Raw genomic sequence first — 19,926 nt, forward strand, 5'->3', positions numbered from 1 at the left:
AGTTGCATCCTATCAGCAAGCCCTCATGGCTTGTGATCGAAAAGCGCTAGGTATATCAAAAATCATGCTGGCCATCAACTACTTATTCCCGTTTGCCGCCACTAACACGATCATTAGCCTGGTTGTCCTGCCAACATTGAATCTGAGTGTACCCATAATCCTTAAGCATAGACGTTACTGCAGATTTTTGATCAAAGCCATGCTCTACTAATAATAGCCCGCCAGGCTTAAGCCTAGCAATACTATGTTTAATAATATGTTTTAATGCATAAAGCCCTTCTTCCTCGCTCACTAAGGCAAGTTTGGGCTCATATCGCACATCGCCCTGAGCTAAATGAGGATCGTGAGCTGCAATGTAGGGTGGATTTGCGACAATGGCATCAAAAACGGGTTCGGCTGGAATGTTTTCAAACCAATTGGAATGGTAAAAACTGATGTTGTTTAAATTCAATCTGGAAGCATTTTCTTCAGCAACTTGAATAGCGGCCAAGCTGCAATCGCAAGCAATAATATGCCATTTGGGTCGTTCATGGGCGCAGGCTAAGGCAATGGCACCGCTACCTGTTCCTAAATCCAGAATTTCGGCATGGGTTTTATCAGCCAATAAAGCCAAAGTTAACTCCACCACCAGTTCGGTTTCGGGCCGTGGTATGAGTGTGTCCTCGCTTACTTTAAGTGGTAAAGACCAAAACTCTCGTATGCCTGTAAGATAGGCCACTGGCATACCTTGTTGCCGTTGATGAATGAATCTTTGATAAGTTTGCCATTGAGCTTGGCTGAGCTCACTGTCTGAGTAGGCATAAAGAAAACTGCGATTTTTCTGCAAAATATGAGCGAGCAAAACTTCTGAATCCAAGCGTGCACTGTCGCTATACTCTTCAAGTTGCTTTCTCGCTTGAGACAAAGCCTCTTTAATCCGCATCGTGTTGACCCAGCTCTGCCAGCAATTCTGCTTGATATTCACGCTGCAGGGCATCAATAACCGGGGATAAATGACCCTCCATGATATCCGTCAGTTGGTAGAGGGTTAAATTAATGCGGTGATCCGTCAAACGACCTTGAGGGAAATTATAGGTTCGAATTCGTTCGGAACGATCGCCTGTGCCTACCAAAGACTTGCGCGTTTCGGCTTGTTGTTGCCGTTGTTTACTTTGTTCAGCATCTAACAATCTGGTTTTAAGAAGAGCCATGGCCTTGGCCCGGTTTTTATGTTGCGAGCGTTCATCCTGGCACTCCACCACAATACCCGTTGGTAAATGGGTAATGCGAATGGCAGAATCGGTTTTATTAACGTGCTGTCCCCCTGCGCCTGAGGAACGATAGGTGTCAATTCGTAGTTCATCGGCACTGATTTCAATGTCATTGATTTCTTCTACTTCGGGTAAAACTGCTACAGTGCAGGCTGACGTGTGTACGCGGCCTTGGGATTCCGTTTCAGGAACCCGCTGCACCCGGTGGGCTCCCGATTCGAATTTTAATTGCGAATACACCGACTGACCGTTAATGAGGGCAATGATTTCTTTATACCCGCCATGCTCTCCATGATTGGCGCTAATAATCTCCATTTGCCAACCCTGATTTTCTGCATAGCGGTGATACATCCGAAATAAATCGCCAGCAAAAATGGCGGCTTCATCGCCACCGGTACCAGCTCGTATTTCTAGATAGACGTTGCAATTATCCTCTGGATCTTTGGGAATAAGATGCAACTGTAACTCATCTTCCAATTCATTGAGTTTGCCACGGGCTGCATCGATCTCATCCTCAGCCATGGCAGCCAATTCTTTATCTTCTCCGCGTAGCAATTCCTCGAGGGAATTTAAATTCTCTCGGGCTTGCAAATAGTTGTTGTAGCAATTGGCAATAGGCTCGAGATGAGCATACTCTTTGGATAAATTTTTAAATTGATTGTGATCAGCAATGACCGATGCTTCAGAAAGCAAGCGACCAACTTCCTGAAAACGCTCAAACATCTGTTCAAGCTTAAGTTCAAGGGATTTTTTCATATTGAAATTGGGTTCATGGAAGGATTAAATAAATATTTTGCCAAATCAAGCAATTCCTCATGGCCTTCTGAGGCAACTTGCTTTAAGCCTACGGTTGGATGATGCGTCAACTTATTTACAAGACGATCACAAAGTTCCTGCAATACTCGATTTTGGTCATGGCCAGCTGATAATTTCGCCTGGGCGCGCTGTAATTCTGTTTGTGCCAAACTTTGCATGTAATCTCGATAGTTGCAAATCAAATTTTTTGCACGTAAGGAGCGGTGCCAACGCATGAAATTATCCAGCTCGCTATCAACCAATTGTTCAGCTTCAAGGGCTGCCTCTCGTCGTTCATCCATTCCTTTTTCTATTTTATTTTGTAGATCATCGATGTTGTAAAGATGGACATGGTCCAATTCAGCAACATTCGCTTCGATGTCTCTAGGTACGGCCAAATCCAGGAAAAACATGTCTTGCCCTTGGCGTTTCGCCAGGGCATGTTCCACCAGATTTTTGTTGATGAATGGCAGGGGACAGGCAGTGGCCGAAATAATCACATCGGCTTCGGAAAGATATTGAGGAATGTCAGCAATCGTTAGTGCTTCCCCATCAAATACTGCAGCCAGTTGTTTGGCATGCTCCTTGGTACGACTGGCTACCAGAAAGCGTGTTACACCTTGCTTATGTAAGTATTTAGCAACCAGGCTCGCCGTTTCTCCAGAACCTATGATGAATACTCTTAGCTTGCTGTAATCAGGAAATAAAGCCCCTACGAGTTGTACTGCAGCGTAGGCAATGGACACAGGATTATTGCCAATGCCGCTGCGGGTGCGTATTCGTTTACTTGCCCTAAAAACATATTGAAAAACAGAACGGAGACTGCTTTTAACAGTACCAATGCGGCAAGCGTGTTGGTAAGCTTGCTTCATCTGTCCCAAAATTTGTGGCTCACCTAGCATCATGGAGTCAAGCCCACTGGCTACTCTTAGGGTATGGCGAATTCCATGATGGCCAGGATGAAGATATAAATAGGGGGAGAGGCTTTCAGTTTCTAATTGATGCTGCTCGGCCAGCCAAGGTACCAGGTATTCAGGGTTATCTGTTTCACAATAAATTTCAGTGCGATTGCAGGTGGACAGCATGGCGGCTTCATTAACAGCCGGAAGACTGACTAAGTTTTGCAGCAATGATTCTTGCATAGGCAAAGGCAATGCAATTTTTTCACGCACAGTTAATGGTGCAGTCTTATGATTCAGTCCACAAGCAACAAAGACCATAGATTTCAAATAGCAGCAAAATAATCTGAGAATTGTAAACTATTAGCCGCATAATTTGTAGACTTTTGTCCTTGAGATTAATCCAATCTCCTTTGATTGACCATGGAGAAGCGAACCTTGGATGATTTTTCAACCCACCAAACCTCAAGTAGTTTGAATTTTAGCCGCTAACAAGTTTAAGGCATTTTGCTCAGGAAATGACCTGATAGGGAACTGTCGTGGAGATTATTTTTCGAGGCCTTCATAATAGTGAAGAAGCAGCTGAAAGCTTGTTAACGGTTCTCAAGCTATTTAAGGATCGTTACCAAATAAGCCAATTTCGAGAAATGCACCTTAGCGTGACTTTAGTCGATGCTCGTGGCGATGATGTGGAATTGGTTGACAGTGAGACTTCTCAGGCCTTTAGAACCTTTGAGGTCTATCGCAGTGGTTATGAATTGAATGGGAAAAAAGGCCAGCCTATTTTACAATTGGTGGTTGACAATACGCGTTGAATGGAGAGTAGTGAATGCTATGGGGCTTGTTGGCAATTCTGCTTACGTTAATTTTGGTGGTTGGCATTCATGAAGCAGGTCATGCCCTGGCAGCGCGAGTTTTCTCCGTTAAAATTCAACGCATTTTCATTGGTTTTGGTAAACCTCTAATGCGCTGGCGAAGCCAGTCAGGCATTGAATGGGGGTGGGGTATTTGGCCTTTGGGCGGCTATGTTTTGCTATTAAACACACGCATTCAGCCTGTGCCCGAGGAGCAGTGGCCGTATTGCTTTGATAAAAAGCCCATATGGATTCGCTGTGTTATCCTTGTGTCGGGTGCTTTGGCTAATTTATTGTGCAGTATTTTGGCTTTTAGTTTGATGTTTACTTTAGGGTTTCGTCAAGTTCCCCCCATCGTGCAAGAGGTTGCCCCCAATAGCATTGCTGCTCAGGCAGGCCTTCAATCCGGGGATGTTGTACTTCAATTCGATGGTCATTCAGTGAGCTCCTGGCAGGAGGCCGGGATGGCAATTATCATGTCGCTTGGGCAGAAAGAGGTGGGGATTTCTGTAAAAGATAAACGTGGTAGCATGCGTTATGCAAAAATGGATTTAAGCAGCTGGCGTTATCTACCCCAAAACCGCTATTTATTAACCAGCCTGGGTATAAAGCCTTTGCCTGCGAAATGGGCCGGCTATGAATTTAGACGAGAAAACCCGGGCTTAGCCATTCTTCATGCGTTAAAGAAAGTCTGGCAATTACTTGTTTTTTTTCTGGTAATGATCAAGTTATTATTGACCGGTGTGTTACCGTTTGCATTACTTCTCGGGCCAATCGGATTGTTAAGCATTTCTGCCCAATCCTTTTTGCAAGGATTGGCCGTATTCCTAAATTTTATTGGTACCTTGGGATTGGCCGTAGCTGTGATTAATCTTTTTCCAATTCCCGGACTGGATGGTGGTTCCATTGTTTATGCTCTTATCGAGAAAATTCGGGGGAAACCCGTGTCTAAGGAAATGGAAATCCTATTGCAACAATTATTCGCCATTGTGTTTGTTATCGTTATGATTCAGCTCTTGTTGAATGATGCCAAACGGTATTTTCAATAGGTCAGTCTTTAACAGCACGCGCACAACACCATACGTCAATGTGTTCCACCCCTTGTTCTTTAAACAGCTTACTAATCTGTTGAACCGTGTTGCCGGTAGTAAGCAAATCGTCAACCAGAGTAATATGCTTGTAATTGCGCGCTTCCACGGCAAAGGCATTGGTTAAATTCTTTTGTCTTTTTCTAATATTTAACGTCATTTGCGCTTCTGTTGGCCTGATTTTCCTGCATAAATTTAAATGATAGGGAATCCCTGTGTGTCTAGACAGCAATTTACAAAGCTCAGCCGATTGATTAAAACCCCTGTCCTTTAATCGTTGAGAATGCAAAGGAACAGGGATCAAACACTCGCTATTTAATCCGCTATCGGGTAAGGCATCAAGCATCAGCTTCGCTAACACTTTGCGAAGGAAGAGAGCAGAATTGTATTTGTAGTCATGTAACAAGGTGCGTAAAGGTTCTTCAAAACGATAGGCGATAAAAGCAGCATCAAAATGCGGTTTGATTTTGCTGCAAGTTCCGCAAATTGGAAAATTATCGTCTGGTAAGGGAAAAGCGCAGTAGCGGCAGGCTTGGGTTAATCTGGAAAATAATCCCAGGCAAATCTGACATACGGCACAGGAGTTGCGATGATATTGCTGGCAAACGACACAAACTGAAGGTAAACGCAGCTTTTGTGGTATACTGGTCATTTTACGCACGAGGCTTGGTTCCTGAAGTTCCTTCCTGTCTTATGATGAAGACCACAGTTGAAATTTGCAACACCTTTAATAAGCATGCGCAAGAATATGAACAAGCGGCCAAAATACAAAATGAAGTTGGCCAACGTCTATTCGACCGCTTACAATATCTAAAAATTGCTCCACGCTATGTACTTGATTTGGGTTGCGGGACGGGTCTTTTTAGTCGCCAGCTGAAGAAACGATACCCAAAGGCAGAAATTATTGGCCTTGATCTGGCTTCTGTCATGCTGAAAGAGGCTAAAAGAAAACAAGGCTGGCTAAATCAATGGCCATTGGTCAATGCTGACATGATGCAGCTTCCTTTTGCGACAGGGACGTTTGATCTGATTTTTGCAAATCAAGTCATTCATTGGGGACAGCCCTTGGAGCTGCTCATTCGCGAATTGAATCGGGTGATGAATAATCAGGGTTGCTTAATGTTTTCTACTCTTGGCCCTGATACTTTCAAAGAACTTAAAATCGCCTGGAAACAGGCCGATGCCTACGCCCATACGAACGAATTTTTAGATATGCATGATCTAGGTGATTGCTTGTTAAGAGAGCGTTTTCTGGATCCAGTTGTCGATATGGAGCTTCTTTCAGTCCATTATTCGACTCTGAAGCAGTTACTGGCAAATTTAAAAGCACAAGGGGTACGCAACATCAATCAACAGCGAAACGAAGGTTTAACCGGAAAACACTCCTGGGAAAAATTTGAGCAGTCTTATGAAAGTTTAAGGACTGAGGCTGGAAAATACCCGTTAACCTATGAAATTGTATATGGACATGCCTGGAAAGGCTCGCAACGACTTGTCACCAAAGGTACCGAAACCTTTATCCCGATAGCCGATATTTTAAAATCCCCCGCGAATGAGTGAATTAATATCAAATCATCAAAAAAGATTGCACTTAAAAGCAAAGCGCTATAATTTAAGTGATCCAGATCACAGTGAATAGCATCTAGGAGCTCCTATGGAATTTGTCAGCCGCTACGTTTCTCACAAACCGGATGAACAGGGTCGGGTTAACTATTCCAGAGAAGAGCATTCAGTTTGGCAAGTGCTCTATGAACGGCAAATTAAAATTGTGCAAGGAAGAGCTTGCGATGAGTTTCTAAAGGGTTTGGACAGCCTTGGACTGTCTTCTTCTGAAATTCCACAGTTGCCAGAAGTCAGTCAGCGCCTTTTTGCCTTAACCGGTTGGCAAGTGGCTCCGGTTGCAGCTTTAATTTCGGCTCAGGAATTCTTTCAACTGCTGGCTGAACGTCGTTTTCCAGCTGCTACCTTCATTCGCTGCATGGAAGAATTAGACTACGTGCAAGAGCCAGATATTTTTCATGAGCTTTTTGGCCATTGCCCTATGCTAACCGATCCAGTATATGCGGATTTTGTCTGTAATTATGCCCGTCGAGTGCTCAGTTTGCCTCAAGAAGCCTGGCCTCTTTTACAACGTCTGTTTTGGTTTACCGTTGAGTTTGGTTTAATCAAAACCGATAAAGGACTGCGTGCCTACGGTGGCGGTATTTTATCTTCCATCAGCGAAACCCCTTACAGCGTTGAGAGTGATGCGGCCATGCGGGTTTTGTTTGACCCTGTGGTTGCTTTCCGCACTCCTTATCGCATTGACATGCTGCAGCCCGTTTATTTTGTTATTGACAACTATCAAGAGCTTTACAATTTTGTGGAGTCCGATATAACAGCATTAATGGATCGGGCTAAAGAATTGGGTGAATATCCGCCATTCTTCCCCATCGATAAAAATAACCCAAGCATCCACATCCTGGCCTGCTAATCAAGACAGGATTATCAAACGGGCTTTACTTTGTCAGTGAGCAATGGACTATACTATTGAAAGACACAAATCTCGCTTTCATAAAGGAGCAGACTATGTGTGGGGATGTTTAGCAACTGAACAGGGATAACCGTTCACTGAGCAACAATCAGCGCAATTGTAATGCCCGATTAGTCTTGCTAATATCGATGCATGTTTTGTGTTCATTGGCTGCAGGTCAAGGAGCATCGCTTGATAAAAGTTCTAATTGTTGATGACCATGCCCTAGTCAGAATGGGTATTCGACGATTATTGGAAGATATGCCAGATGTTGAGGTGGTAGCAGACGCTGAAAGTGGCGAACAAGCTTTAACGTTAGTCAAATCCCATAAACCTGATGTGGTACTGCTGGATATGAAAATGCCAGGGATAGATGGTTGGGAGGTGACAAGGCGTCTTAAGAAAACCAATCCTCTGGTTAAAGTGATTGCCGTTACGGCTGTCTGTGCTGAGCCAATGCCGACGCGTGTCCTGCAATTAGGGGCAATGGGTTATCTAACCAAAGAATCCGGCGCTGAAGAAATGGCCGCAGCCATTCGCAAAGTGGCAAGAGGTGAGAAATATTTAAGTGCCGAAATCGCGCAAAAAATGGCTATTAACAGTTTGGAAGCCACGCAAGACTCACCGTTTGATTCCCTATCTGAACGGGAAATGCAAGTGATGCTGATGATCACCAGTGGTATGACAGTACAGGATATTGCTGATCGTTTATTCTTGAGCTCCAAAACCATCAATGGCTATCGTTACCGCATGTTTGAAAAATTGGGTATTAAAAATGATGTGGAGTTGACGTTTCTGGCTATGAAACATCGAGTGATTGAACAACCCAATGATGCCTTGCATGATGAACATTAACCAATCCTGACTCTCTTGCGAAAACCTCACCCAAACCCTTTTGCTTTTCGCTAGAATTACATTGCATGATGTTGCGAATAAATTTTATTGAATACTAGTTATGAATTCCTCAGATTTGACGACCTTTCTTGCTAATTTAAGTAATGATCCTGGTGTTTATCGCATGCTCGATAACGAAGGGACAGTTCTTTATGTGGGTAAGGCACGCGACTTAAAGAAGCGGGTTAGCAGCTATTTTAATAAGCAAAATACAGGGGGCAAAACCCGTTCTTTAGTCAGTCAAATCGCTGATATTGAAGTCAGCATTACTCGTAGTGAGACTGAAGCGTTACTGCTGGAGAGTAATTTAATCAAAGCGCTGCGCCCAAAATACAATGTATTGCTAAGAGACGACAAATCCTACCCCTATATTCATGTCACTGGCCATGAATTTCCTCGAATGGAGCTTTATCGAAGTAAGAAAAAGCCCCAAAAAGGGGAGTTCTATGGGCCATTTCCCAGCGTTGCAGCGGTTCGCGATACATTAAGTACCATTCAGAAAGTTTTTAAGATCAGGAATTGTCGAGACAGCTATTTTAATGCCCGCTCACGTCCTTGCTTGCAATATCAAATTAAACGTTGCGGCGCGCCTTGTACAGGTTACATTTCTGCTGAGGAATACAAACAGGCGCTTATGGATGCAAGACGTTTCCTGCAAGGGAAATCGCAACTTATCCTCGATGATTTGGAAAAAAGGATGGAGCAAGCCGTATCGCATCTTGCCTTTGAAGAAGCAGCCAGCCTGCGGGATCAAATCAAGAGTTTGCGTTTAATCCAGGAGCAGCAAGGGGTGGTTCAACTCAGGGGGGATGCGGATGTGATTGCCATCGAAGCGCAACCTGGGTTTGCTTGCATACAATGTGTCACTATTCGAGATGGGCGTGTTCTGGCAAGCAACAGCTTCTTCCCTACGGTACCTCAGCGAGAGTTTGTTGAAGATGAACAAGCTGAGAACGATTTATGGCAGCAGGTTTTTGAAGCGTTTATTGCCTTTTACTATATTGATACGCCACAAAGAATCCCAGAACTTATTTTAAGCAATCAGGCCATTGATGATCTGAAAGCTCTGGAAACGATGTTGAGTGAATTGCGTGGTAAACGGTGTCAAATCCAAACAAAACCAAGAGGCGTAAAAGCTCGGTGGATGGATTTTGCTCTTAATAATTTAAATCTATCCGTGGCCGACCATATAGCTTCCTCGGCCACCATGAAAAAACGGTATGATGCCTTAGGGCAATTTTTACAACGCCAGCAAGCCATTGACCGAATGGAATGCTTTGATATAAGCCATACCCAAGGGGAAGCAACGGTTGCTTCTTGTGTGGTTTTTGACAGTGAAGGCCCCAAAAAAAGTGATTATCGACGTTTTAACATTCATGGCATTACCCCCGGTGATGATTACGCCGCCATGGAGCAAGCCCTTACCCGGCGCTTCAAGAAACTGTTACAAGAGCAAAATTTGCCGGATGTTCTGATTATTGATGGCGGTAAAGGGCAAGTTGCGGTCGCAAAGCGCATTTTTGAGCAATTGGGAATTTTTTCAGTAACTCTACTTGGCATAGCCAAGGGGCCAGAACGGAAAGCAGGTTGGGAGCGTCTTATTTTATCGAGTGAAGACCGAGAGTTAAGTTTGCCTGCTGATTCACCAGCACTGCATTTACTGCAGCACATTCGCGACGAGGCCCACCGCTTTGCAATCACTTCTCATCGTAAAAAACGGCAAAGCAGCAGTCTGGATTCTTCGCTGGAAACCATAGAAGGCGTTGGCCCCAAAAGACGGCAGGCACTATTACGCCGCTTTGGCGGATTGCGTGAGTTGGCCCGTGCCCCTATTGAGGAAATTGCCAAGGTAAATGGCATTAATGAAGCATTGGCAAGAAGAATTTATGAGCATTTTCATCAATAGGTCTAGCTAATGTCTAAATTAGTCGTATAAATTTCTATAGCTCTCCGGATGTCGCTTTTTAATCCAATTTAAGATTTTTGGCCAAAGTTGTTGATGGGCAATGGGAGAGACTAAAGGCCCTAAATGCTGAAACATGGGACCGTTATCACTCATATAAGTCAAAATTTCTGCAGATGCATTGTGGGCGACATGAAGTCCCTGGATTGTTGAATCTGGAGGAACAATAAGTCCAGGGGGGTTCACTATGGCTAAAGTTGCAGTGTGCAAATGGCTGATGCCGGTTTGGCCTTTGCCAATTTTTAAAGTTCCTTTCAAAAAGCGATCCTGACGGAATAACTGTTCAACTGTTTCTTTAAACAACGGCCAGGGCAGTGGCAATTCATCATAAGTCCATCTTCCCACTTTGCTGTGTATTTCCAAAGCGAGTGGGTCAAGGCAGCTGGCTACCCAATCCATAACACGCTGCATTTGAAAGACTTCAGGTGAAGCGTTGAGGCTTAGCCAATTGATGAAAGATCCGGAAACTGATGGGCTTGTAAGAGGTCTAATCATCTCCAAATCGGGAATAGCGGCTGCGGCTTTCGCAATAGGGCCGCCATGTTTCCCAAAAACCAAAGGTGAATCAACCAGAATCAATTCTGAAACGAGTTCTGGAAATAGCGTTGCAAAAATAGCAGCAAAAGTTCCACCTAAGGAGTGCCCAGCCAGTATTCTTGGTTCTGTTCGGCCGCTGTCGGCTTCAATGACTTCCATGGCTTCAAGCGGCAAATAATGGACATACTCCAGCAAGCCATAATTTTCTTCCCTTTCCGTTGGAATAGTCCATTCCAGTAAATACAGCTTCAGGCCAATACTTAAAAGCTGCTGCACGACACTGACTCTGGGGATTAAATCCCAGATGTAAGGGCGTTTAAATGGTGCTGGAATAATTAAAAGATTTAAGCCCGCATCAGACACACGGCTGTGATATTTGCGAATCCTGGCTCCGGGAAGGTCAGCAATGATTTGATAGGGTGTTTCCTGAGGGTCAAGCCCGAATTGGCCTATCCATTTTCCAATATTTCTGCGGGTTAAGTCCATCCATTGCATTGTTAAATCCTATTTGCTCTCCTTATTTAAGAGTAATAAGAAATTGCAAGACCTGCAAAAATTTAATTCAGCTTCTATAAGAATGTCAGTTTTATTTCTAAACTTTCTGAGGGAATGACCGAAATAAAACTTTAGAAAAGGCGTTTGTATTTTAAGCACGATTTTTGCATAAGCATAATTAAATCAAAAGAGCAGGGGAATCACAATGAAGAAACTACTACAAGTGATTGCACTCAGTACGCCGGCCTTGGCAATCCATGCAAATACTTACTATGGTACCGGACTTTGTGGATACCCGCAATACGAATGCATCAAGGTGAGCAGCGGTCAGACCTGGGAGTCCCTTTTTCCTGATCCGCAACAGCGAGACATCGTTCAAAGGCTCAATCGAACCTACAATCACCTGTGGGCAGGAAAAGAGATAGCCGTACCTAAAAATATGGCGAATAAAACCATGTTGGATTTCTCACCTTTTCCTTTAAAAATAGAGCCGGGCGAAAAACAAGTGATTGTCGACCAGGATAAATTAGCCTGGGCTGCTTATGATGTGCAAGGCCATTTGGTGAAATGGGGGCCAATCTCATCGGGTAGCGACGTGTGTTCAGACCATAGCAGCAAAACCTGCAGAACCATGACAGGAATCTTTCATTTTTTCAGCAAGGAAAATGAAAAATGCCGCTCTAATGTCTTCCCTGTCGGTAAAGGCGGAGCCAAAATGCCTTATTGCATGTACTTTCATAAAGGGTTTGCCCTCCATGGTGCGCAAGACATTCCAGGCTATCGGGCCAGCCACGGTTGTGTGAGGATGTTCACCGAAGATGCAAAGTGGATGAATCATGAATTTATTGATTTATCTAATGATAAAACGCAGACCTTAGGAACGAAAGTTATTGTTCGACCCCTTATCGCACAGAGTGAGAAAAAGCAATGAAAACAAAAACTCAACTAAAAAAGAGCCTTCTTTTGCTATCTGCCTTATGTGTTGTAATGGGAGCTGCTGAGGCAAAAAAATCAACTGCAGACAAAGATCCGCAGGCAGTAAAAGAAGCAGATAATATGAAAAATCCCATCGGTTGTTACGACACGGGTTATCAGTTCGATTTAAAAACACTGCATTTATTGCCGAGTATGGCAGGGAAAAGGCAGTCGTTGTATTTTATATTCAATGCCTTAAATCAACCGGTTAATTTATTTCAAATGCGTGATGGTGAAAGTTCTCGGAGTTTATATTTAAATCACAGCATTAATGCTCGTCAGTGGGCTGGGTTATCAACCACAGAAAAGAAAGTTAAATTCATTTGCACGGTGCCAGAAGCAAAAAATCCATATGGAAAAATCGTGGATTGCGCGGAAAGTTTAAAAGTCTGTGAGTACACCAATGTACGTTATGGCTTAAACAATCGCGGCAATTTTTGGATCGTCAATAGTAATGATAAAAATGGCGCAATAAGGGATGTGGTGCATTACGGTGTTATTCCAGGTATGTGATGCATGAACAAAAATTCTGCGCGATAAGCCGCTGTTATGCGGTAACATAAGAGAGAAGGGGAATTACCATGAAATCATTCGTACCATGGTTTTGTTTGGTTGCAGCCACTGGAAGCCAATCCGTTTATGCAGTGAATGGTCTTGAGGCTTATCGTCAGGGTAACTATCCTCTAGCTGCCCAGACTCTTGCTAAAGAAGCAGAGAAAGACCCTATTGCCAATTATTATTTAGGCCGCATGCGATTGTACGGTTATGGAGAACTAAAAAATAATGCGATGGCGCTTCGATATTTTGAGCAAGCGGGTGAAAAAGGAGTTTTGGAGGCACAGCTGTTGCTGGCACGTTATCATTTAATTGATGCAAAAGATCCAGAAAAAGCTTTATATTGGTTTAAAAAAGCCGCCGCAGCAGGTGATTTAAACGCGCAATTGTATTGTGCAGCCGCGAATTTATTTGGGTTTGGCACCAAAGTAAATGCGGATGCCGCGAGAAAATATTACATTGATGCCGCCAAACGCGGAAACGCCATTGCCCAATATACCATCGCTGAATATTTCCTGGATGCCCGCAATGCAGCCAATAAAAAATTAGGTCTGATTTGGTTAAACAAAGCGGTTGAGCAGGGCAATCCAAAAGCTCAACTGAAAATGGCTGAATTACATCTGACGGGTAAATTGCTGCCTAAGGATGAAGTAAAAGCCAATGCACTCATCAATCAGGCAGTAGCCCAGGGCTATATTCCTGCCCTACGTAAACTAGGGGAATTGGCGGTTGCTAAAAATGATTTTGATGCGGCCAAGGATTGGTATACCAAAGCTGCTGCCGCTAATGATACCGAAGCCGAAATGGCTCTGGCTAATTTGTACCTCGACAGCAAGAATAAATTATATAATCCAAAAACCGCATTTATGTGGGTATTGCAGGCCGCACGCAATGGCTCTGCAGAGGCTCAAACTATCCTGGCTGGCATGTATCAATCGGGTAACGGGGTTTCAGCTGATCCAGCGCTGGCGGCACAATGGCAACAAAAAGCGAAGGAGACTGCGGCCTTTAAGGCAAAAACAAAGCCCGCAATCGAAGTATCTCAATGGCTTAGCAATGGCAAGATAAGCAATTTTAATATCGACGGTTTTCGTTTAGGCGGTATTTACAACGCCTGGAAAAATCCAAGGGCATTAAAGGAGAACAATTATAATGTTGCTCCGCTCATGGAAACAGTCAGTCGTGGAGAACTTTATAATCCCAAATTTGCAATGATGCAGCCAAAGGAAATTGCCATCAGTGAGTATTTTGACATGATTGCATCCGCACTCAATCAAGATAGCGCCAACTCCTTCTTCCAACAACGTTATTCCCTGGATCCACAGATGGAAGCGCTTCAACTTACTTCATCCCTTGCGGTGGCTCATCCAGAAAACTATTCTGTAGCTCAGCAAAATCTACCCTATGCTTTTTCTGATGATCCGCAACCCTTTAATTATCTCGATCAATTAACCAGGGGCTGGCTATATCAATCCAATATGCAAGCCGTTTTGAGTGAATTATATGGACGAGCCATTCTTGGCGAATCTGCCGCCCAATTTCAGCTCGGCCAACTTTATGACTATGGCATTGCAGTGGCTAAAAATATTCCTCAAGCCATTACTTATTACGAATTGGCAGCCATGCAACAAGACGTCAGGGCTGAATACAATTTAGGTCTCCTTTATTTGGAAGGAAAGACTACGCCCGTTGATTACTACAAGGGAATAAGCTGGCTAACCGATGCGGCGTTTAAAGGTAACGTCCATGCACAATATGCCTTGGCCAATATTTACGAGAAAGGGTTTAAGGATCCAGCGGGTAACCTAGTTATTCAACCGGATCCCCAGCGAGCTGTGTCGATGTATTATTTGGCATCATCCAACCATTTTGGTCCTGCGCAATACCGATTGGCTGAGTATTTGGTTAAACAAAAAAACAGCGGTTTAAGCGTCGCTGCCAAAACCAATCGTGCCAAATTGATTAAACGGTTGTATGCGGGCGCAGTTCAGGAAGGGGTAGCGGAGGCCAATTTACCTCTGGCTTTCTACAATGCCATGGATCAAGATCCTAAAAAACAGGCCCATGCCTTCGAAGTGGCTAAACAAGAGGCGAAAAAAGGCAACAGCTATGCGGCCTTGCTCTTAGGGATCATGTATGAGCGTGGCATTGCTGTAGCAGCCAATGATGCAGAATCACTATACTGGTACCAACAGGCCGGCCTCAACCCTGTTAACTCCTTTATCCTGGGTACTTATTATGCTGAAGGTTCAGGTGTGAGCAAGGATTTGGAACGAGGGAAAGCGTTACTGCAACAAGCCGCCGATGCTGGGTTCTCCTATGCCAATCTAAATTTGGCGGTATTAAAGCAGGAACATGCTGAGGATTTTCTGCCTGAACTAGATAAGGCTCGACAACTTGGCAACAGCACAGCTGGTTTACTTCTTGCAGATTACTACCTCGCTTCAGGCAGTGATCCCAAAAACATGCAACAAGCCAGAGATATTTATCAGTATTTTGCAGATAAGGGTGATAAGGAAGCTCAACTGAAATTGGCATATCTCTATGACCAGGGTCTGGGTACCGAACAAAATCCTGAGCTTGCCGCGAGATGGTATACGGCAGCTGCTGAGCAAGGTCAACCTACTGCGCAATTCCTATTGGCTCGCATGCATCAATTAGGACGGATTGGCAATGCCCCTGACTATGAGCAAGCGAAGAAATGGTATTCAGCTTCCAAAAGCAATTATCCTCGCTCTGCAGTAGCCTTGGGGTTTATTTATGAAACGGTTGATGATGATTACCAGCGTGCTTCCGAAAACTATCAACTAGCAGCTGAAAAGAATAATAAGGCCGGCCAATTCAACTTAGGCTTAATCTATGAAGATGGCAAAGGCATGTCAGTAGATTATACAAAAGCTAAAACTCTCTTTAATCAGGCTGCTGATGCAGGTCTTAAACAAGCAATGTCTCAACTTGGGGAGATATATTTCAATGGCTTTGCTGGAAATCGTGAGGAGCAACAAGCCTTGCACTGGTATAAAAAGGCAGCGGCACTTGGGGACAGCACGGCTCTTTATCAATTAGGGTTGTTATCCGAAACCGGCGTAGGAACCAAACTCGATTTTGCCGACGCGGTGAATTATTATCAACAATCGGCTGAAAAGGGCAATGATAAAGCCAAGCTCGCTCTTGCACGTATGTATCAATATGGCTTGGGCGTTATTAAAGACAATCAAAAGGCAGCTGAAATCTATACTGGATTGGCTGCCAATAATAATGCTTATGCCCAATATCAATTGGCTCTGCTGCAATTAGAAGGCATTAATGGCCAACCGAAAGTTGATGAGGGCAAGCGTTTATTGGCACAAGCAAGTGCTAATGGCAGTCTCCTGGCCCGTAAAACACTGCAATGGCTCGATGCCCAACAACAGGACCGTTTAAGTTTTATTGAACCTGTTGTGTTGAATCAAACACCTACACTGGCAAGGCAATCTGCAAATCTAATGTATTTTGATGCTCTAAGTGAATGGAATGGCGGCAATGAAATTATGTCGCGCATGATTTTGAATCAAATTATGAATCAATTCCCGCAATACATTCCAGCAAAGCGAGCGTTCGAGCAGTTAAATCAGGAAGGCCTGCCTACTGCACCAGTTAACCTGAGTTCAGCAGCTGAGTAATGGCTCACTAACACCTGCCTTTTTGGCAGGTGTTCCTTCATTGCAATTTTAACCATTCTTTTGCATTCTATTGTAATTCCGAAACTCAAGGACTGCTCGGGGCAAATACAATGGATACAGTCACTTATTTCTTTAGTAATTTTGGCCTGATGATGCTGATCTTGGCTATATTGTTAATCATGATCAATCTGCTGTTGGCAAAACATCCCTCGTTTGCTGAAATTTGTTTCCGATGGCTCAGCTTGTTGGCACTGGGGTTTACTTCCATCTACGCCTTTGGTATGCATGCTTTCTTCCCTGCAATGACTGCTCACCAAATTGGCTGGAAAACCAGTCCTTTTCAGTTTGAGGTGGCAATGGCGAATTTGGCCTTTGGGATAACGGCAATTTTGGCTTTTAAAGCCAGTTTTGGTTTTCGCTTGGCAATGGTGATAGGCAGCAGCTGTTGGTTGTGGGGCAATGCCTTGGGCCATGTGGCACAGATGTTGATTCATGACAATCACAGCATTGGCAATGCCGGCTCATGGTTTTGGATGGATATTATCGTGCCCTTATTACTCATTTTTTGTTTGTTCTACACTGATCACAATGTGTCCAGGAACACAACCCGGGGGCTTGAGTATAGTCATTAGAAATGTCCTGGTACGGCGTTTTCTATTTCAGGGGGACAGGATGTCTTTTTTCCATCCCTGATTTTGATAATTAAATTCCCACACGTCGGAGAGCTCATCCTGACGATAAGCGTAAAATCTTAAAGTGGAGGGAATGATGCGATAGCCAATGTACAAGGGGGTAAATGGCACTGGCTGTTCGGTAAATTGCCTCGCAAAAAGTTTTTTTCTTTGCTCCAAAATTTGTTTTGAGGGAATAACTTGGCTTGAAGTGGGGGCGTAAGCTAGAAATCTAACTTGTGCTTCCTTGGGGTAACTGAACCAATAGGATTGGTTTTCTTGCTCACTCAAAGGAGCGACTTGTCCTTCAATAATCACTTGTCTTTGTTTAAGTTCAAACCAGAAATTTAAAGAAATATGAGGGTTTTTCCTCAGCTCAATAACTTTTCTTGTAGAGCTTTGGGTGAAAAATAACAGATCCTGATTTGAAATTTCCCGTATGGCTACAACACGACTATGAGGAATATTATTTTGGCCAATGGTGGCTAAAACAGCTTGCTGAGGGTTTGGTGCTCCCGCTTGTCTTTCTTCTTCAATCCATTGTTTTAGAATGCTTAGGGGCATGAAATTTATTCCGAGCGACAGAAATAAATATAAAAAAAACGGACCGAATTAATTCGGTCCGGTATTCAGAACTGCTAGAGCGATGAAAAAAAAATTAAGCAGCCATAGCCTTAACGCGGGCACAAAGACGGCTCTTTAAACGGGCAGCTTTATTTTTGTGAATCAAGCCCTTGCTAGCAGCCTTGTCAATAATGGGTTGTGCTTTGGCGTAGGCAGTACGAGCAGCTTCCAGATCACCAGCCTCAACGGCTTTGATTACGTTTTTAACGTAAGTGCGATACATAGAACGCGCACTGGCATTATGCTTACGCAATTTGATGTTTTGACGGGCACGCTTGATTGCTGATTTAATGTTTGCCACTTAAAAATCTCCACTCATTTCAGATTTTGCAAAAAGACGACGATCATGCACAATGCGTCAGAATTTGTCAACACAGACTAAGCCATAAAAGGCTTTATTCTTATGTCTTAAGATGCAAAATTATAGCTTAATCTTGAAGAATTGCATATGAATTGCCGATAATTTAGTGGAACCACAGCTGAATTAAAATAAACCCCTTAAAATCAGTAAAACTTAATTTCGCATATTGAGAGCATCGGGTATATCATAACCTCATTGCCTTTGAATTTATTCGGATCATGTCTGCAACTGAAACGATGATACCTAAACGACAAACTTTATTGCGCTCGACTTCTTTAGTCTCGATGATGACCCTAATCTCTCGGCTAGTCGGCTTTGCGCGCGACATGATTATTGCCCAGCTGTTTGGAGCACAGGCGGGAATGGATGCTTTCTACGTCGCCTTTCGAATCCCCAATTTTATGCGCCGTTTGTTTGCAGAGGGGGCATTTTCACAAGCCTTCGTGCCTGTTTTAGCTGAATATCAACAAAAGGGTAGCTTTAGTGAGGTGCGGGAATTCATAGCACACATTGCAGGACAATTGGGTGCGGTGCTGTCTTTGGTAACTTTATTAGGCGTTCTGGGGGCACCAGTTATTACCTGGCTTTTTGCTCCAGGATTTGGAGAGGACAGTGCCCGTTCGCTGTTAGCAACAGAGATGCTGCGTTTAACCTTTCCCTTTTTAATGTTGGTATCATTAACCGCTATGGCCGGAGCAGTGCTTAACACCTATGGATATTTTGGTGTCCCATCGTTTACTCCGGTACTGTTAAATATTTCTATGATTTGGGCCGCGGTCTATTTATCCCCGCACATGGCTCAACCTGTGGTTGCATTGGCCTGGGGTGTTTTGATTGCAGGTATTGTGCAATTCCTGTTCCAAATTCCTTTTCTCTACCACCGTAAATTACTGGTGAAGCCAAAACTGGTCTGGAATGACCCGGGGGTCAGACGTGTTTTAAAATTAATGGTCCCAGCCCTGTTTGGTGTTTCCATTGCTCAATTGAATTTAATGGTGGACTCAATTTTCGCCTCGTTTTTGAAAGTGGGTAGCGTCACCTGGTTGTATTACACCGATCGTTTAACGGATTTCCCTTTAGGCGTGTTCGGGGTTGCCATTGCCACCGTTATCTTGCCTCACCTCGCACGTCGTCATGCAGAGCAGAACACCGAAAAGTATTCCCATGCACTCGATTGGGGTTTGCGCCTGATTCTGCTCATTGGCATCCCTGCGGGGATAGGGCTTGCAATGTTTGCCATGCCGCTGATTGCAGGTTGTTTTGCTTATGGGAAATTCACCGCTAATGATTTATTGCAAACCCAAAAAAGCCTGATTGCCTTAGGATCAGGTGTACCAGCATTCATGCTGGTCAAAGTATTGGCCTCGGGGTTTTATGCCAGGCAGGATATTCATACGCCGGTTAAAATTGGTGCTTTTGCGATGCTTGTTAATAGCATTCTTTGCGCGTTATTAGTTTGGCCTTTAGCTCACGCGGGGCTGGCTTTGGCTTCGGCGCTTGCTGGCTATGTGAATTCAGGCATTATGCTGGCTTTATTGATCAAGCGAGGTATCTATCGGCCTTCAGCCGGCTGGTCAAAATTTATCATCCAACTGTTGTTGGCTAATGCAGCTGTAGCGGCTTATTTATTTTTTGTAGCGGGTGAACCGCAGGTCTGGTTAGCATTGACGGCAGCAGGGCGGCTATCCCTTTTGCTCGGGCATGTGGTTGCAGCAGTTTTGATTTACATTATCACGTTAAGACTGGTGGGCATGCATCCAGCCCAATTCCGTGGTCATATGAAGGAGTAAT

The 19,926-nt window shown here is 44.0% G+C and carries 18 protein-coding genes; 11 read left to right on the plus strand and 7 right to left on the minus strand.

Annotated elements, in window-relative coordinates:
- Window positions 1-82 precede the first annotated feature (82 nt).
- Genes prmC through hemA form a run of 3 tightly spaced genes read right to left on the minus strand, consistent with a single transcriptional unit; the run spans window position 83 to window position 3,265 of the window.
- Window positions 83-922, minus strand: a complete 840-nt coding sequence (prmC, locus tag EL203_RS03615; RefSeq protein ID WP_058470477.1) for a peptide chain release factor N(5)-glutamine methyltransferase — start codon at window positions 920-922, stop codon at window positions 83-85.
- Entirely contained in the window at window positions 912-2,006 is a 1,095-nt protein-coding gene (gene prfA, locus EL203_RS03620) for a peptide chain release factor 1 (RefSeq protein WP_058470476.1), read from the minus strand. Before prfA ends, prmC begins: the two co-directional genes overlap by 11 nt.
- Window positions 2,003-3,265: a glutamyl-tRNA reductase gene (gene hemA, locus EL203_RS03625; protein WP_058470475.1), complete on the minus strand. Its 1,263-nt coding sequence runs from the start codon at window positions 3,263-3,265 to the stop codon at window positions 2,003-2,005. Before hemA ends, prfA begins: the two co-directional genes overlap by 4 nt.
- A 218-nt stretch (window positions 3,266-3,483) precedes the next feature.
- Here hemA and EL203_RS03630 point away from each other — a divergent pair, with 218 nt between their 5' ends.
- Both EL203_RS03630 and EL203_RS03635 read left to right on the plus strand, forming a co-directional pair.
- Window positions 3,484-3,759, plus strand: a complete 276-nt coding sequence (locus tag EL203_RS03630; protein WP_058470474.1) for a hypothetical protein — start codon at window positions 3,484-3,486, stop codon at window positions 3,757-3,759.
- A gap of 14 nt (window positions 3,760-3,773) precedes the next feature.
- A complete protein-coding gene (locus EL203_RS03635) occupies window positions 3,774-4,847 on the plus strand; it encodes a M50 family metallopeptidase (RefSeq protein ID WP_058470473.1) in 1,074 nt (357 codons plus the stop codon).
- A 1-nt stretch (window position 4,848) separates the two neighbouring features.
- On the opposite strand, the gene EL203_RS03640 is transcribed toward EL203_RS03635, so the two are convergent.
- Window positions 4,849-5,538: a ComF family protein gene (locus EL203_RS03640; protein ID WP_232004057.1), complete on the minus strand. Its 690-nt coding sequence runs from the start codon at window positions 5,536-5,538 to the stop codon at window positions 4,849-4,851.
- Between the two features lie 44 nt (window positions 5,539-5,582).
- On the opposite strand from EL203_RS03640, the gene bioC reads away from it, so the two are divergent.
- The 4 genes from bioC (at window position 5,583) to uvrC (ending at window position 10,198) form a co-directional block, all read left to right on the plus strand.
- On the plus strand, window positions 5,583-6,446 hold the full coding sequence (bioC, locus tag EL203_RS03645; RefSeq protein ID WP_058470472.1) for a malonyl-ACP O-methyltransferase BioC: 864 nt from the start codon (window positions 5,583-5,585) through the stop codon (window positions 6,444-6,446).
- Between the two features lie 94 nt (window positions 6,447-6,540).
- A complete protein-coding gene (gene phhA, locus EL203_RS03650; protein WP_058470471.1) occupies window positions 6,541-7,359 on the plus strand; it encodes a phenylalanine 4-monooxygenase in 819 nt (272 codons plus the stop codon).
- Between the two features lie 231 nt (window positions 7,360-7,590).
- The gene (letA, locus tag EL203_RS03655) at window positions 7,591-8,253 is read left to right on the plus strand and encodes a two-component system response regulator LetA (protein ID WP_058470470.1); all 663 of its coding nucleotides are present in this window, start codon (window positions 7,591-7,593) and stop codon (window positions 8,251-8,253) included.
- Between the two features lie 100 nt (window positions 8,254-8,353).
- Window positions 8,354-10,198, plus strand: a complete 1,845-nt coding sequence (gene uvrC / locus EL203_RS03660) for an excinuclease ABC subunit UvrC (protein WP_058470469.1) — start codon at window positions 8,354-8,356, stop codon at window positions 10,196-10,198.
- An 18-nt stretch (window positions 10,199-10,216) separates the two neighbouring features.
- Here uvrC and EL203_RS03665 read toward each other — a convergent pair whose 3' ends face one another.
- Window positions 10,217-11,287, minus strand: coding sequence for an alpha/beta fold hydrolase (locus tag EL203_RS03665; protein ID WP_122224911.1), 1,071 nt, complete (start codon window positions 11,285-11,287; stop codon window positions 10,217-10,219).
- Between the two features lie 205 nt (window positions 11,288-11,492).
- On the opposite strand from EL203_RS03665, the gene EL203_RS03670 reads away from it, so the two are divergent.
- The 4 genes from EL203_RS03670 (at window position 11,493) to EL203_RS03685 (ending at window position 17,111) form a co-directional block, all read left to right on the plus strand.
- The gene (locus EL203_RS03670; RefSeq protein ID WP_058470468.1) at window positions 11,493-12,218 is read left to right on the plus strand and encodes a L,D-transpeptidase; all 726 of its coding nucleotides are present in this window, start codon (window positions 11,493-11,495) and stop codon (window positions 12,216-12,218) included.
- Window positions 12,215-12,775: a hypothetical protein gene (locus EL203_RS03675; protein ID WP_058470467.1), complete on the plus strand. Its 561-nt coding sequence runs from the start codon at window positions 12,215-12,217 to the stop codon at window positions 12,773-12,775. Before EL203_RS03670 ends, EL203_RS03675 begins: the two co-directional genes overlap by 4 nt.
- Window positions 12,776-12,843: 68 nt before the next feature.
- Window positions 12,844-16,479 carry a tetratricopeptide repeat protein gene (locus EL203_RS03680; protein WP_058470466.1) on the plus strand — a complete coding sequence of 1,212 codons (3,636 nt, stop codon included), beginning with the start codon at window positions 12,844-12,846 and terminating at the stop codon, window positions 16,477-16,479.
- Window positions 16,480-16,589: 110 nt separating this feature from the next.
- Window positions 16,590-17,111 (plus strand): DUF6790 family protein, encoded by a 522-nt coding sequence (locus tag EL203_RS03685; protein ID WP_058470465.1) that lies wholly within the window; start codon window positions 16,590-16,592, stop codon window positions 17,109-17,111.
- A 27-nt stretch (window positions 17,112-17,138) separates the two neighbouring features.
- On the opposite strand, the gene EL203_RS03690 is transcribed toward EL203_RS03685, so the two are convergent.
- Together EL203_RS03690 and rpsT are read right to left on the minus strand one after the other, a co-directional pair.
- Window positions 17,139-17,714: a pyridoxine/pyridoxamine 5'-phosphate oxidase gene (locus EL203_RS03690; RefSeq protein WP_058470464.1), complete on the minus strand. Its 576-nt coding sequence runs from the start codon at window positions 17,712-17,714 to the stop codon at window positions 17,139-17,141.
- 94 nt (window positions 17,715-17,808) lie between these two features.
- A complete protein-coding gene (gene rpsT / locus EL203_RS03695) occupies window positions 17,809-18,075 on the minus strand; it encodes a 30S ribosomal protein S20 (protein ID WP_058470463.1) in 267 nt (88 codons plus the stop codon).
- A gap of 278 nt (window positions 18,076-18,353) precedes the next feature.
- On the opposite strand from rpsT, the gene murJ reads away from it, so the two are divergent.
- On the plus strand, window positions 18,354-19,925 hold the full coding sequence (gene murJ / locus EL203_RS03700) for a murein biosynthesis integral membrane protein MurJ (protein ID WP_058470462.1): 1,572 nt from the start codon (window positions 18,354-18,356) through the stop codon (window positions 19,923-19,925).
- The last annotated feature ends 1 nt before the right edge of the window (window position 19,926 follow it).

This window comes from Legionella jordanis, assembly GCF_900637635.1.
GTDB classification, from domain to species: domain Bacteria; phylum Pseudomonadota; class Gammaproteobacteria; order Legionellales; family Legionellaceae; genus Tatlockia; species Tatlockia jordanis.

What these genes read in the sequence shown, in the direction of transcription:
- prmC (WP_058470477.1), bottom strand. Translation starts at nt 922, where the DNA reads ATGCGGATTAAAGAGGCTTTGTCTCAAGCGAGAAAGCAACTTGAAGAG.
- prfA (WP_058470476.1), bottom strand. Translation starts at nt 2,006, where the DNA reads ATGAAAAAATCCCTTGAACTTAAGCTTGAACAGATGTTTGAGCGTTTT.
- hemA (WP_058470475.1), bottom strand. Translation starts at nt 3,265, where the DNA reads ATGGTCTTTGTTGCTTGTGGACTGAATCATAAGACTGCACCATTAACT.
- EL203_RS03635 (WP_058470473.1), top strand. Translation starts at nt 3,774, where the DNA reads ATGCTATGGGGCTTGTTGGCAATTCTGCTTACGTTAATTTTGGTGGTT.
- EL203_RS03640 (WP_232004057.1), bottom strand. Translation starts at nt 5,538, where the DNA reads ATGACCAGTATACCACAAAAGCTGCGTTTACCTTCAGTTTGTGTCGTT.
- bioC (WP_058470472.1), top strand. Translation starts at nt 5,583, where the DNA reads ATGAAGACCACAGTTGAAATTTGCAACACCTTTAATAAGCATGCGCAA.
- phhA (WP_058470471.1), top strand. Translation starts at nt 6,541, where the DNA reads ATGGAATTTGTCAGCCGCTACGTTTCTCACAAACCGGATGAACAGGGT.
- uvrC (WP_058470469.1), top strand. Translation starts at nt 8,354, where the DNA reads ATGAATTCCTCAGATTTGACGACCTTTCTTGCTAATTTAAGTAATGAT.
- EL203_RS03665 (WP_122224911.1), bottom strand. Translation starts at nt 11,287, where the DNA reads ATGCAATGGATGGACTTAACCCGCAGAAATATTGGAAAATGGATAGGC.
- EL203_RS03670 (WP_058470468.1), top strand. Translation starts at nt 11,493, where the DNA reads ATGAAGAAACTACTACAAGTGATTGCACTCAGTACGCCGGCCTTGGCA.
- EL203_RS03675 (WP_058470467.1), top strand. Translation starts at nt 12,215, where the DNA reads ATGAAAACAAAAACTCAACTAAAAAAGAGCCTTCTTTTGCTATCTGCC.
- EL203_RS03680 (WP_058470466.1), top strand. Translation starts at nt 12,844, where the DNA reads ATGAAATCATTCGTACCATGGTTTTGTTTGGTTGCAGCCACTGGAAGC.
- EL203_RS03685 (WP_058470465.1), top strand. Translation starts at nt 16,590, where the DNA reads ATGGATACAGTCACTTATTTCTTTAGTAATTTTGGCCTGATGATGCTG.
- EL203_RS03690 (WP_058470464.1), bottom strand. Translation starts at nt 17,714, where the DNA reads ATGCCCCTAAGCATTCTAAAACAATGGATTGAAGAAGAAAGACAAGCG.
- murJ (WP_058470462.1), top strand. Translation starts at nt 18,354, where the DNA reads ATGTCTGCAACTGAAACGATGATACCTAAACGACAAACTTTATTGCGC.